Origin of the sequence: Microbispora sitophila (assembly GCF_014892245.1) — a bacterium.
GTDB classification, from domain to species: domain Bacteria; phylum Actinomycetota; class Actinomycetes; order Streptosporangiales; family Streptosporangiaceae; genus Microbispora; species Microbispora siamensis.
Genome location: NZ_JADBGC010000034.1, coordinates 14,959 through 27,544, shown reverse-complemented (window position 1 = coordinate 27,544; position 12,586 = coordinate 14,959). Strand labels below are relative to the sequence as shown.

At 68.3% G+C, this 12,586-nt stretch carries 14 protein-coding genes; 2 read left to right on the top strand and 12 right to left on the bottom strand.

The window, feature by feature from the left end:
- The first annotated feature begins 2,081 nt into the window (after positions 1-2,081).
- Complete coding sequence (locus IL992_RS40470; protein ID WP_226874684.1) at positions 2,082-2,858, top strand: ATP-binding protein; 777 nt, start codon at positions 2,082-2,084, stop codon at positions 2,856-2,858.
- A gap of 23 nt (positions 2,859-2,881) precedes the next feature.
- On the opposite strand, the gene IL992_RS40465 is transcribed toward IL992_RS40470, so the two are convergent.
- The 10 genes from IL992_RS40465 to rpsP all read right to left on the bottom strand — a co-directional run bounded on the left by IL992_RS40465 (position 2,882) and on the right by rpsP (position 9,469).
- A complete protein-coding gene (locus tag IL992_RS40465) occupies positions 2,882-3,706 on the bottom strand; it encodes a M23 family metallopeptidase (protein ID WP_193208589.1) in 825 nt (274 codons plus the stop codon).
- 80 nt (positions 3,707-3,786) lie between these two features.
- Positions 3,787-4,110, bottom strand: coding sequence for a DUF2469 domain-containing protein (locus tag IL992_RS40460; RefSeq protein WP_030511723.1), 324 nt, complete (start codon positions 4,108-4,110; stop codon positions 3,787-3,789).
- 54 nt (positions 4,111-4,164) lie between these two features.
- Positions 4,165-4,890: a ribonuclease HII gene (locus IL992_RS40455; RefSeq protein WP_193208588.1), complete on the bottom strand. Its 726-nt coding sequence runs from the start codon at positions 4,888-4,890 to the stop codon at positions 4,165-4,167.
- A 78-nt stretch (positions 4,891-4,968) separates the two neighbouring features.
- The gene (gene lepB, locus IL992_RS40450) at positions 4,969-5,676 is read right to left on the bottom strand and encodes a signal peptidase I (RefSeq protein WP_319019138.1); all 708 of its coding nucleotides are present in this window, start codon (positions 5,674-5,676) and stop codon (positions 4,969-4,971) included.
- A gap of 27 nt (positions 5,677-5,703) precedes the next feature.
- Entirely contained in the window at positions 5,704-6,552 is an 849-nt protein-coding gene (lepB, locus tag IL992_RS40445; protein ID WP_193208587.1) for a signal peptidase I, read from the bottom strand.
- A 107-nt stretch (positions 6,553-6,659) separates the two neighbouring features.
- Positions 6,660-7,025: a 50S ribosomal protein L19 gene (gene rplS, locus IL992_RS40440; RefSeq protein WP_079320662.1), complete on the bottom strand. Its 366-nt coding sequence runs from the start codon at positions 7,023-7,025 to the stop codon at positions 6,660-6,662.
- 154 nt (positions 7,026-7,179) lie between these two features.
- The gene (trmD, locus tag IL992_RS40435; protein WP_193208586.1) at positions 7,180-8,064 is read right to left on the bottom strand and encodes a tRNA (guanosine(37)-N1)-methyltransferase TrmD; all 885 of its coding nucleotides are present in this window, start codon (positions 8,062-8,064) and stop codon (positions 7,180-7,182) included.
- 9 nt (positions 8,065-8,073) lie between these two features.
- Positions 8,074-8,592, bottom strand: a complete 519-nt coding sequence (gene rimM / locus IL992_RS40430) for a ribosome maturation factor RimM (RefSeq protein ID WP_193208585.1) — start codon at positions 8,590-8,592, stop codon at positions 8,074-8,076.
- A gap of 177 nt (positions 8,593-8,769) precedes the next feature.
- Positions 8,770-9,012, bottom strand: coding sequence for an RNA-binding protein (locus IL992_RS40425; protein WP_079320659.1), 243 nt, complete (start codon positions 9,010-9,012; stop codon positions 8,770-8,772).
- Between the two features lies 1 nt (position 9,013).
- Positions 9,014-9,469, bottom strand: a complete 456-nt coding sequence (gene rpsP, locus IL992_RS40420) for a 30S ribosomal protein S16 (RefSeq protein WP_193208584.1) — start codon at positions 9,467-9,469, stop codon at positions 9,014-9,016.
- Between the two features lie 266 nt (positions 9,470-9,735).
- On the opposite strand from rpsP, the gene IL992_RS40415 reads away from it, so the two are divergent.
- On the top strand, positions 9,736-10,413 hold the full coding sequence (locus tag IL992_RS40415; protein WP_193208583.1) for a DUF4232 domain-containing protein: 678 nt from the start codon (positions 9,736-9,738) through the stop codon (positions 10,411-10,413).
- A gap of 64 nt (positions 10,414-10,477) precedes the next feature.
- On the opposite strand, the gene ffh is transcribed toward IL992_RS40415, so the two are convergent.
- Together ffh and IL992_RS40405 are read right to left on the bottom strand one after the other, a co-directional pair.
- On the bottom strand, positions 10,478-12,025 hold the full coding sequence (gene ffh, locus IL992_RS40410; RefSeq protein WP_193208582.1) for a signal recognition particle protein: 1,548 nt from the start codon (positions 12,023-12,025) through the stop codon (positions 10,478-10,480).
- A 127-nt stretch (positions 12,026-12,152) separates the two neighbouring features.
- A partial coding sequence (locus tag IL992_RS40405; RefSeq protein WP_193208581.1) for a GTP-binding protein occupies positions 12,153-12,586 on the bottom strand: 434 nt, incomplete at its 5' end.

Here is a 12,586-nt window from a genome sequence, read left to right as displayed (position 1 = left end):
TAGACGACGCATCGACAATGTCCCGGCGTTGATGCTTCTCCGGCCGCCCGCCGGTGTTCGGCGCGGGAGAGTAGTGGCTCGATCAGCGCCCACTGCACGTCGGTCAGCTCAAGGGGTAGCGACGTTCGCGTGGCAGCGGACCATGCTGACGATCTTCACGCTGCGCGACCCGAACGACAGACCGACCGCTGACATCCCGTATCACCACTTCTCAAACACGCTCTGGGGTTCTATAACGTGGCCCTGACATTCTCGACGATTGCCTGGCCTTACCGCCTAACACTCGCCCAATTCGCCACCCATGCACCCGACATCACGCATCAAACTCGTTAGGTTTTACGAGATGTCTCGTTGTGCAAAGCGAGGCAGAGCGGCAGCCTCGTGTCGAGTGACGAGGCTGCCGCTCTGGCGCTTCCTCATCTGTCAGCGCTGTCTAGTGGCACTTCTACTTCAGGCTGAACCAGCCTGAGTCGACTCCACCCTCGCTGGGGATGTAGCAATCAGCGTGGTTGTACCCGGAGCGGTACCCCGTCTCATGCAGGGCACCTCCAGTACACCTCACCCTAACGGCGACGGACTTACCAGAGCACGACACGTGAAGCTGACTATAGTTGCCCGAGCGGCCCAGCCAGGTGGTGCAGCCGTATGAGCCGGCATCGCCGAAGTCAATCCAGCCAGTGGCTGCGTTGGCGGGCGTGGAAGTGACGGCGATAGCGGCGGCACCCAACACTGCTACAGCGAGGGCTGCGATTCTACGCATACGTGAGCTCCTTCTCTGTCAGCGCTGTCTAGTGGCACTTCTACTGCACGGCGAACCACCCGGCGTCGACTCCACCTTCGGTGACGAGGTTGCAATCAGCGTGGTTGTACCCGGAGCGGAACCCCGTCTCGTGCAGGGCGCCTCCAGCACACCTCACCCTTACGGCGACGGACTTACCAGAGCACGACACGTGAAGCTGCCTATAGTTGCCCGAGGTGCCCAGCCAGGTGGTGCAGCCGTATGAGCCGACACGGTCGATGCCAATCCAGGTGACTGCGTTGGCGGGCGTGGAAGTGACGGCGATAGCGGCGGCACCCAAGACCGCTGCAGCGAAGGCGGCGATTCTACGCATACGTGAGCTCCTTATCAGGGAAACGGGAGGTCGGCGAACAGGTACCTTTGTGCTGAAGATCTTCGAGCGTTATTTAATCTAGCACTGACTCTTACTTATCACACAAGTCCAATCTAGTAGTCAAATGATTACTCTCATGAAGATTCGTACCATTTAGTCCGAATTGCCCTCCTTTATTTGGACAAGCGAAGGCCATAATCCGGAAATTGGACGGTGCACAGGCAGCCAGGAGCGAACCCCCGGCCGATTACGACTAATCCGAAAATCGGATATGCGTGGGCGCTTTTAACACCGAGCGATGCGCAGGCAGGTGGGAGCGAACCCGGCCGGTGATGGCCGGTCGGGGTCAGAACGCAGGTATTGATCAGCGACGGGACTCAAGGATGGCGCGGTAGCCCAGGACTTCGAACCGGCGGACGTGAGTGCTCGCACTCAGGTTGATCGGGGGTCTTAGAAGTTGGTGCCCAGAGTCCTGGAAGCCGGGCGACTGTCCGTGGCTGTGTAGAAGTAGCCGCAGGTGGCCGGGTTGAGGTCACCGCTGGTGGCCAGTTTGAAGTCCCCACTCGTCTTCGTGCGTGTTCGCGTGTCGTGGGGAGGGTGCGGGGACAAGGCGCCGGGCCGCAAGCAGCGCGAGCACAACTACGACCAGGTCGCCGGCCTGGTGGCCGAGAAGGTCCGCGCGACGCACGGGAAGATCTCGGCCAAGCGGCTGCTGCCGCTGGCCCAGGCTGCCGGGCATGCGGGGTCGGCGCGGAACTTCCGCCGCCTGGTCGCCCAGGCGCGGGCGGCACCCGGCGGTGTGGACCCCGGGCCAGACGCTGGTCATCGACTGGGGCGACGCGGATGGAGGGCTGCATGTGTTCTGCGCAGTACTGGCTTGGTCCCGTTTCCGGTTCGAGCATTACCGCGGCCCCCGCCCCGCGCCCCGTACACCCTCGGCAAACTCAGCGACACGATCGGGCAGGTGTCATGACCGCGCCCGCCGCTCCGCCGTTGCCCGCCGACCTCGATGCCGCCCTGCGCCGCCTCAAGCTCGCCGCGATATGCCGTCTGTCTCCCGAGCTGCTGGTCACCGCACGCACCCAGCGGTGGAATCCCGAAGAGTTCCTGCGGACCCTCATCGACGCCGAACTGGCCGCCCGCGATGAATCCAACGCCCGCACCCGGATGAAGGCCGCAGCCCTCCCCGTAATCAAACGATCGAGGAGTTCGACCTCATGGCCTCTGCCATCCCGCGGGCGACGTTCGACTACCTGGCCTCGCTGGAATGGATCCGCGCCGGAGAACTACTGCGCGGTCGGCCCGGCCGGCACCGGCAAGAGCCACAGCCTCATCGCCCTCGGCGTCGCCGCCATCAGCGCCGGCTACAAGGTGCGCTACTCCACCGCCGCGGAACTCGTCGAGACGCTCTATCGCGGTCTGGCCGACAACTCCGTCGGCCGCGTCATCGACAACCTGCTACGCGCCGACCTGGTCATCACCGACGAGGTAGGCTTCGCCTCGCTCGACGACACCGGCGCCCAGCTGCTGTTCCGGTTCGTGGCCGCAGCCTACGAACGCCGCGCGCTCGGCATCGCCTCGCGCTGGCCCTTCGACCAGTGGGGGCGCTTCCTACCTGAGCACACCACCGCCGTCAGCCTGCTGGACCGGCTCCTGCACCACAGCATCGTTGTGGTCACCGAAGGTGAGTCCTTCCGCATGAAACAGGCACGAACCCAGACAGGCGGATGCATCACCAAGAAATAGCCAACTTCGACAGCACGGGGACATCAACTTGGCCACCAGCGGCGACACGCACCCGGCCGAGCGGACGCGCGCACGCCCAGGCCCTGTCCCCGCAAGGTGGAGATGTGCCGGCGCCCCAGTGGATAGCGATCCGAGTGTGCCGATTCTGCCAAGCGCGCCGGTGGGAGTCCGCCGTTCTCCGCCCGCCAGCGATATCCGGACTTGCGGCCGATATCGACCTGCTTGTACGCCTCCACCTCGCCCATCCCGTAAAGGATCAACCGCCGGCGCTCCGACCACATAGGGAGGAGACGGACCTCACCATGGCCGAACAGAAGAAGCGGGTCGAGATAGAAGTTCCCGCGAAGCAGACCCCAGTGCAGGCAGGGGACCCGGCAGTGCGCACCTGCTTCCTCGATCGTCCCGATTACCTGCCCGGCCGTCACGGACTCACCCGGCCGGACCAGCGGAAGCACCGGAAGGTATGTGGTGCGCAGGCCGTTCGAATGATCAATCACGACCACATCCCGGTCGGCCACCCGGCCCGCCAGGCTGACTGTTCCCTGCCCCACCGCCAGGACCTCCTCGCCCGCCGAGACGGCCAGGTCCACCCCGCGATGGCCAGCCAGCCAGCGCTGGGCCGGCGGATCGAATCGCCTGAGCGGCCGGGACCGCTCGGCGAGCGGCCAGCCCCACGCCGGCCGGCGGCCCCGGAAATTCCCGCCGTCACTCTTCCGTTCCCCGGCAGGCAGCTTGACCGGCCCGGCGGCCTGGCGCGTGGTGGCCGAAGACAGATCGGTCGAGGCTGCGGCCGTCGATGTGACGACGGCCAGCACGACGAGAATGAGTACGTACGCGGCGAGACGCATGACCCGACGATGCACCGGTCACACCGGTCACCTCGCGTCCGAACCGCGTTCTGTGGACAACCTCGACCGCTGTGGAGCGATCAGCTCGAGAAGCCCTCCTTGGGCATCTCGAGGTCGGGCTTGGCCAGTTCCTCGACGTTGACGTCCTTGAAGGTCACGACCCGCACGTTCTTCACGAAGCGGGCCGGGCGATACATGTCCCAGACCCAGGCGTCCTGCATCTTCACGTCGAAGAAGACATCGCCGTTCTCGGCGGTGCGGACGTCGAGATCGACGGAATTGGTGAGATAGAAGCGCCGCTCGGTCTCGACCACGTAGGTGAACAGGCCGACCACGTCGCGGTACTCCCGGTAGAGCTGCAGCTCCATCTCGGTCTCGTACTTTTCGAGATCTTCCGCGCTCATCCCGGTCCTCCTCTTCCGCTCCCCGTCGGGATCCCACTGTCGAGGCCGACCCGTTCAGACGACACCGGTCCCAACCTCATTCTCGCGCATGTCCTCATCCTGCCCCGTCCACAGGCCCCCGGCCGGGATCCTTGTCCCACGAGTCACCCTGGCCACCGTCACGAACGAGAACCGATGGTGGGGGCTCGGCCCGTGCCGGGCCAGGGCCCGCCGATGGCCAGGGGTCACGTAGCCCTTGTGCAGGGCGAAGCCGTACTGCGGGTAGGCCTCGTCGAGGCCGTGCATCAGCCGGTCCCTCGTCACCTTCGCCACGATCGAGGCCGCCGCCACGCACGCGGCGACCTGGTCGCCCTTCCACACGGCCAGCGACGGCGCGGGCAGCCCGGCCACCGGGAAGCCGTCCACGAGGACGTAAGCGGGGACGAGCCCCAGCCCGGCGACGGCCCGCCGCATCCCCGCGACGTTGCACTTGTGCAGGCCGCGCGAGTCGATCTCCTCAGGAGGGATCACGACCACGCTCACGGCCCGGGCGGTCGCCATGATCCGCTCGTAGAGGCGCTCGCGCACGGCCTCGGTCAGGAGCTTGGAATCGCTCAGCCCGTCGATGTCCCGCCCCAGCACCACCGCGGCGACGACCAGCGGCCCCGCACAGGCGCCCCGACCGGCCTCGTCCACCCCGGCGACCGGCGTGAACCCCCGGCGGGCCAGGGCCCGCTCGTAGCCGTAGAGTCCGGAGTCCCGTCGGACGACACTCGGGCGCGGGCGGTAGGCAGCTGTCATGACGACAAGTAGATTACGCCTCATTCGGGCATGGCGATACGACCCGAACCGCCGCCGAGGGCAAAGCCGCAGGTGAGATCATTGGACAGCGGAGAAAGTCTTCGGCCGGGACAGGAGCGAGATCCGGTTCAGCGGCCAGTAGCGCAGGAACGCCCGCCCGATGACGTCGTCCTCCGAAACCGTGCCCTCGTGTCCGTCGTTGATGTTGTAGCGCGAGTCCGCCGAGTCGTTCCGGTGGTCGCCCATCAGCCACAGCCGCCCCTTGGGGACCTTCACATCGAACTCACGGTCGGAGGGCTTGGCCCCCGGGTAGAGGTACTCGCCCTCCTCGTCCAGCGGCGTGCCGTTCACGGTGATGCGGCGCTTGGCGTCGCAGCACTTCACGTGGTCGCCGCCGACGCCGATCACCCGCTTGATCGTGTCCTCACCGTCCCAGCCCTTGAAGACCACGATGTCGCCGCGCTCCACCGGCCCGAGCTTGTACGCGAGCTTGTTGACCACTACGTAGTCGTTGACCAGGAGCGTGTTCTGCATCGACTCGGACGGGATGTAGAACGACTGCAACAGGAAGGTGTGGACCAGCAGGGCGACGACGACCCCACCGAGCACGTACATGAGGGTCTCCAGCAGGCCGGAGCCCTTCTTCTTCGCGGGCCGGTCCTCCTTCCCGTCGCCGGTCGGCTCATCCTCGCCCGCGGCCGGCGACTCCGCCGGTTCCTGCGGAACGCCGTCCGCGGACCCGACCGGCCCGGCGGTGCCTAAGCGACTCTCGTCGGACTCTCCCACGGCTGCCTCCTCCGGCTCTGTCACGTCCTATCGTCGCCTCACCAGCCGCCGACGCAGGGCCACCAGCGGCACGGCCCCCGCGAAGCCCGCGACGAACGGCGCGGCCCCGAGGGCGGCCTGGAGCGCCGGCTGCGCGAACGTCTCCGGAATCGGCAGGATCTTGGCCCGGTTGAACGGCCAGACGATGACGAACGCGCGGCCGATCACCTTGTCGGCGGGAATGGTGCCGCCGCCCGGGTCACCCATGTGGAGGCGAGAGTCCCAGGACAGCGAGCGGTGGTCGCCCATCACCCACAGACGGTTCGGCGGGACCGTAACCTCGAACGGCCGGTCCGACGGCGCGTTCCCCGGGTACAGATACGACTTCTCGTCCAGCGGCACGCCGTTCACTGTGACCCGGCCCTGCGCGTCGCAGCATTTGACTTTGTCGCCCGGCACGCCGATGACCCGCTTGATGTAGTCCTTCTCCCCCGGCACCATCCCGAACGCGGTGCCGATCCAGCGCAGCCCCGCGGCGACGGGGTTGGACGGCTCCTCGAACTGCACCTCGGAGTCCCAGGAGTCCACGCCGGAAAACACGACGATGTCGCCGCGCTCGATGTCGCGGACGTGGTAAACGAGCTTGTTCACCAGGACCCGGTCGTTGATGAGGAGCGTGTTCTCCATCGACGCGGACGGGATGTAGAACGCCTGGACCACGAAGGTCTTGATCAGCAGAGCCAGGGCGAGGGCGACCACGATCAGGACGGGCAACTCCCGCCAGAACGAGCCTTTCTTCTTCCCGTCCTCGGCGTTCTGCTTGACGTCTTCGGCGACCACGTCCACCCCGTCCTCGGCTGGGCGGCGCGTGCCCGGCCCCTGTCCCTCGCTAGCCATCGCTGCTGAGCCTAGATGATGTCCACGACGGCGAGCGCCGGGGACACCGCATCACCGGCAAAAAGAAAGTGGCCCGCGCCTGAGGCACGGACCACGATCCCAAAGCCTTACTTGCCGGCCGGCTGCGCCTCGCGCTTCTCGCGGATGCGGGCGGCCTTTCCGCGCAGGTCACGCATGTAGTACAGCTTGGCCCGGCGGACGTCGCCGCGGGTCACCACGTTGATCTTCTCGATCACGGGGCTGTGAACCGGGAAGGTGCGCTCGACGCCGACGCCGTAGCTGACCTTGCGGACCGTGAACGTCTCACGGATGCCACCGCCCTGGCGGCGCAGGACGAAGCCCTTGAACACCTGGATGCGGGACCGGTTGCCCTCGACGACGCGGACGTGGACCTCCAGCGTGTCACCCGGGCGGAAAGCCGGTACGTCGCTGCGAAGGGCAGCCTTCTCGATCTCTCGAATCTGCGTGTGCATGGCGGCGGTTCCTCATTGACATGGGCACACGGAGGTCCACCCGGCCGGCCCGGAGGCTCGGCGACGAGGGGGACACGCGTGCTTGGCTTGATACGTCTTGTCTGCCACATCCAGGCCGGGCGCACCCGGCCATGCCGAAGTAGGCAGCAGCGATTCAGTCTGCCATATCTTCCGGCGCTGCGCGAAACGAGGTGCGAGACGCGGCGGCGGAACGGCGCTCTTCGGGACGCTCCCCGGCGCGTTCCTCAGGCCGTTCCTCACGGCGCTCCCCGAACTCCTCGATGACGCGCCGGTCGTGCTTGTCGAGGCCGTCCCGGTCGAGCCGGGCGACCAGTTCCGGCCTCCTGGCCAGCGTACGGCGCAGCGCCTCGTCGCGCCGCCAGCGGGCGATCCTGCCGTGATGGCCCGACAGCAGGACCTCCGGCACCTCGTGCCCCCGCCACACGGGCGGCTTGGTGTAGACGGGGCCTTCCAGCAGGTTGGCCATGGCCCCCGGCGCGAAGGAGTCGTCGGCGACGGAGCGCGCGTTGCCGAGAACCCCCGGCAGCAGCCTCCCCACGGCCTCGACCATCACCAGGACGGCCGCCTCTCCCCCGGCTAAGACGTAGTCGCCGATGCTCACCTCGTCGGCGCGCAGACGTTCGCCGTACTCGGCGACGACGCGGGAGTCGATGCCCTCGTAGCGCGCCGGGGCGAACAGCAGCCACGGCTCCTCGGCGTACTCCAGCGCCACTTTCTGGGTGAACGGCCGGCCGCTCGGCGTGGGGACGATCAGCCGGGGCAGCGCGTCCTTCCCGAAGACGGCGCGCCCGTCCTCGATCACCGCGTCGACGGCCTCGCCCCAGACCTCCGGCTTCATCACCATGCCGGGGCCCCCGCCGTACGGCGTGTCGTCCACGCTCTTGTGGACGTCGTGCGTCCAGTCGCGGAGCTGGTGGAGGTGGATGTCGAGGATGCCGCGCTCGCGGGCCTTGCCCATGAGAGAGACGTCGAGCGGGGCGAAGTACTCGGGGAAGATCGAGATGATGTCGACGCGCATCTGCGGCCCCTACTCCGCCTCTGGGGCGTCGAGCAGTCCGGGCGGGGCGTCGACGACGAGGATGCCCTTGCCGAGGTCGATCTCGGGCACGAGCGCCTTGACGAACGGGACGTACGCCTCGTCACGGGAGGGACGGGCCACCACGAGCAGGTCCTGTCCGTGGTGGAGGACGTCGCTGACCTCGCCGACCCGCTCCCCCTCGGTGGTGACCACCGTCAGGCCGATCAGTTCGTGGTCGTGGAACTCGTCGGGGTCGTCGATCGGCGGCAGGTCCGCCGAGTCCACGACGAGCAGCGTGCCGCGCAGCGCCTCCGCGGCGTCCCTGCCCTCCACCCCGGCCAGCGTCAGCAACAGGATCCCCTTGTGCCACCGGGCCCGCTCCACCGTCAGCGGACCGGCCGGCGCCGGGTCGGTGGCCAGCGTCGCACCCGGAGCGAAGCGCAGATCGGGCTCGTCGGTGCGCACCTCGACCGTGACCTCGCCCCGCACGCCGTGCGGGCGGCCGATCCTGCCCACGACTAGCTGCACTTGTCGCCTACCTCCGCTACCGCTTCAACGCGACTTCTCTACGCGACTTCAACGCGACGGTTCGAACGTCACCGCCCGAACCGGACTGTCACCGCAAGCCGCCCGGAAGAGACCCGTCCGAAGCCGAAAACACGCCGGGGGACCCCGGTGCGGGGTCCCCCGGACACGTCGTTCGGCTCAGCGCGCCTCTTCCAGGTCGACCAGGTCGATCCGCACGTACTTACCGTTCGACAACGCGTTGACGACGGTACGCAACGCCTTCGCCGTACGGCCGCCGCGGCCGATGACCTTGCCGAGGTCGTCGGGGTGCACCCGGACCTCGAGAACGCGCCCGGTGCGGATGCGCCGCGCGCGGACCCGGACGTCGTCCGGATGCTCGACGATGCCCTTGACCAGGTGCTCGAGGGCCTCCTCGAGCACCTCAGGCCTCGCCTTCCGGCTTCTCCTCCGCGGCCGGGGCCTCGGCGGTCTCTTCGGCCTTCACGGTCTTCTTGGCCTTCTTGGGCGTGGTGGCGGCGGCGCCGGTGTCACCCGACAGCGACTCCTTGGCGGCGGCCTCGTACGCCGCGTGCCGGTCGGGCTTGGGCTCGGCGACCTGGAGCGGCGTGGCGGGGGCGGGCTCGCCCTTGAACTGCTGCCAGTCGCCGGTCAGCTTGAAGATCTTCAGGACCGGGTCGGTCGGCTGCGCGCCGACGCCCAGCCAGTACTGCACCCGCTCGGAGTTCACCTCGATGCGCGAGGGGTTCTCCTTCGGGTGGTACAGGCCGATCTCCTCGATGGCACGGCCGTCCCGCTTGCTCCGGGCGTCGGCGACGACGATGCGGTACTGCGGGTTGCGGATCATACCGAGCCGCTTGAGCTTGATCTTGACTGCCACGGGTGTGGTCTCTCCTGCATTAGAGCGTGGGTGAGCGGTGTCTCATCGAGTGGGGCACGACGGGAGCCCGCCCGAGGGACAGGCGCGACCGGCGGGGGTGAGAGGGCACCCGCCTGGTCACGATGTTCCAGCCTGACATTCTGCCAGATGATTCCCCATGCTCCGCAAAGGACGGTTCCGCCGCCGCCCTGATTTCGGCACAGATGCTCCCATGACCCCGGAACGGGCATGCGAACTGATCGCGCGGGTGGGCCGTCCAACCAGATATGCGAGTTACGAACAGGACCCTCACAGCAGGAGCGGCGGCCCTCGCCCTGCTGGCCGCAGGCTGCGGCACGAGCACCATGCCCTCCACCACCATGCCCTCCACCACCGCGCCCTCCGCGGCCTCCGCTCTCCCGGCCAGGGCGACGACCCCGCACACGACGACCCCGCCCGCCGCGGACACGGGACGGGCCGTCGCGGCGGGCACGGCGTCCTTCCGGTACGGCGCCGCGGCGCGAACCACGGCCACGCGAAGCACGGGCGCCGCCCCCGAGCGGTGCCGTACGACCGGGTTGCGGGCCCGCGTGGGACGGCAGGACGCGGGGGCGGGCAACCGCTACGCCCCGCTCGTGCTGACCAACATGTCGGCGAAGACCTGCTGGGTGTACGGCTTCGTCGGGCTCGTCCTCATCGACGGCCGGGGCGACGTGCTGCGTACGCGCACCCGCCGCGAGAGCGTCACTCCGCACCGGGTCACGCTACGCCCCGGGGCGAGCGCCCACGCCCGGCTCCACTGGACCGTGGTGCCGAGCGGGCACGAGACGCGGTGCCCCACCGCGGCGCGACTGATGATCATTCCGCCGGACGAGGTGGCGCACCTGGAGGTCCCGTTCAGCGCGACGGTGTGCGACGACGGCAGGATCGACGCCAGGCCGATGGCCCCAGGCGCGAGCCTCTGACAACACAGGGCGAGCCTGAGACCCAGCCGCCCGCCGGGAACCGGCGGGCGGGCGGTCCGGTGCGTCAGTTCTGGCCGGGCAGCTTCAGCTTCGACGGGTCGAAGCCGGGCGGCAGCTCCAGGCCGGGGGGCAACTGGCCGCCGCCGACGTTGCCGAGCAGGCCCTTGGGCAGCTTCGGGCCATCCGTGGACGACGCGTTCGCGCCGGCCTTGCCGAGGGCGGCCTTGCGCGGGTCACCGCTGACCCGGCGGCCCTTCTTGGGCTTCTGCGCCTTCTGCTTGCGCCCGCCGGGCATGCCCGGGATGCCCATGCCCTGGGTCATCCGCTTCATCATCTTCTGCGCCTCGAAGAAGCGGACCACCAGGTTGTTCACCTCGGTGACCGTGACACCCGACCCCTTGGCGATGCGCGCCCGGCGCGAGCCGTTGATGATCTTCGGGTCCTGGCGCTCGCCGGGCGTCATGGAGCGGATGATCGCCGCGATGCGGTCCAGGTCGCGGTCGTCGACCTGGTTGAGCTGCTCGCGCATCTGCCCCATGCCCGGCATCATGCCGAGCAGGTTCTTGATGGGCCCCATGCGGCGCACCATCATCATCTGCTCGAGGAAGTCCTCCAGCGTGAAGCCGTCCCCGGAGACGAGCTTGCCCGCCATCTTGGCGGCCTCCTGCTCGTCGAACGTCTTCTGCGCCTGCTCGATCAGGGTGAGGATGTCACCCATGTCGAGGATCCGGCCCGCCATGCGGTCGGGGTGGAAGGCGTCGAAGTCCTCGAGCTTCTCACCGGTGCTGGCGAACATGATCGGACGGCCGGTGACGTGGCGCACCGACAGGGCGGCGCCGCCCCGGGCGTCGCCGTCGAGCTTGGTCAGCACCACGCCGTCGAAGCCGACGCCGTCCATGAACGCGCGAGCCGTGCTCACCGCGTCCTGGCCGATCATGGCGTCGAGCACGAACAGGACCTCGTCGGGGGTGACCGCGTCGCGGATGTCGGCAGCCTGCTTCATCAGCTCCTGGTCGATGCCGAGGCGGCCGGCGGTGTCGACGATGACCACGTCGTGCTGCTGGCGCCGCGCGTGGTCCACCGACTGCCGGGCCACCGCGACCGGGTCGCCCACGCCGTTGCCCGGCTCCGGGGCGTAGACCGCCACCCCGGCCCGCTCAGCCATGACGGCGAGCTGTTGCACCGCGTTGGGCCGCTGCAGGTCGCAGGCGACGAGCAGCGGGGCGTGCCCCTGCTCGCGCAACCACTTGGCGAGCTTGCCGGCCAGGGTCGTCTTACCGGAGCCCTGGAGACCGGCCAGCATGATCACGGTCGGCGGGGTCTTGGCGTAGCGCAGCCGCCGCGTCTCGCCGCCCAGCACCTCGATGAGCTCGTCGTTGACGATCTTCACGACCTGCTGCGCGGGATTGAGCGCCTGGGAGACCTCGGCGCCGCGGGCCCGCTCCTTGACCCGGGCCACGAAGTCCTTCACGACCGGCAGCGCGACGTCCGCCTCGAGCAGCGCGATGCGGATCTCGCGGCAGGTCGCGTCGATGTCGGCGTCGGAAAGCCTGCCTTTGGACCGAAGGGAGGAGAAGACCGAAGTCAGCCGGTCGGAAAGCGTCTCGAACACGTGTTTGGCCAGCCTCGAAGCGAGTGGACGGGTCGGTGAATCATCAGTCTCCCCAGACTATCCGCCCGCACGCCCTTCACGCCCGTGCCGCCGGGGCGAGATCGCCGGTCCGGTCCGTTCCCGGGTCTCAACGGACCGCGCCCAGGTGGGACGCCAGCGCGTGTTCGACGAGGGTGATCAGAGTGCTCTTGACCGATTCACGGTCGCGGGCGTCGGTGCGGACGATCGGGACTCGGGGCGACAACGTCAGGGCCTCACGCAGTTCGTCCTCCCCGTGGGTGTACTGCCCGTCGAAGCCGTTGACGCCGACGACGAAAGGCAGGCGCGCCTCCTCGAAGTAGTCCACCGCCGGGAAACTGTCGGCCAGCCGCCGGGTGTCGACCAGCACCACCGCACCGATCGCCCCCCGCACCAGGTCATCCCACATGAACCAGAACCGATGCTGACCCGGCGTACCGAACAGATACAAAATCAAATCCCGGTCCAGCGACACCCGGCCGAAGTCCATCGCCACCGTCGTGGTCGTCTTGTGCGGCACCAACCCCACATCGTCCACGCCCG

What these genes read in the sequence shown, in the direction of transcription:
- IL992_RS40470 (WP_226874684.1), top strand. Translation starts at nt 2,082, where the DNA reads ATGACCGCGCCCGCCGCTCCGCCGTTGCCCGCCGACCTCGATGCCGCC.
- IL992_RS40465 (WP_193208589.1), bottom strand. Translation starts at nt 3,706, where the DNA reads ATGCGTCTCGCCGCGTACGTACTCATTCTCGTCGTGCTGGCCGTCGTC.
- IL992_RS40460 (WP_030511723.1), bottom strand. Translation starts at nt 4,110, where the DNA reads ATGAGCGCGGAAGATCTCGAAAAGTACGAGACCGAGATGGAGCTGCAG.
- IL992_RS40455 (WP_193208588.1), bottom strand. Translation starts at nt 4,890, where the DNA reads ATGACAGCTGCCTACCGCCCGCGCCCGAGTGTCGTCCGACGGGACTCC.
- lepB (WP_193208587.1), bottom strand. Translation starts at nt 6,552, where the DNA reads ATGGCTAGCGAGGGACAGGGGCCGGGCACGCGCCGCCCAGCCGAGGAC.
- rplS (WP_079320662.1), bottom strand. Translation starts at nt 7,025, where the DNA reads ATGCACACGCAGATTCGAGAGATCGAGAAGGCTGCCCTTCGCAGCGAC.
- trmD (WP_193208586.1), bottom strand. Translation starts at nt 8,064, where the DNA reads ATGCGCGTCGACATCATCTCGATCTTCCCCGAGTACTTCGCCCCGCTC.
- IL992_RS40415 (WP_193208583.1), top strand. Translation starts at nt 9,736, where the DNA reads ATGCGAGTTACGAACAGGACCCTCACAGCAGGAGCGGCGGCCCTCGCC.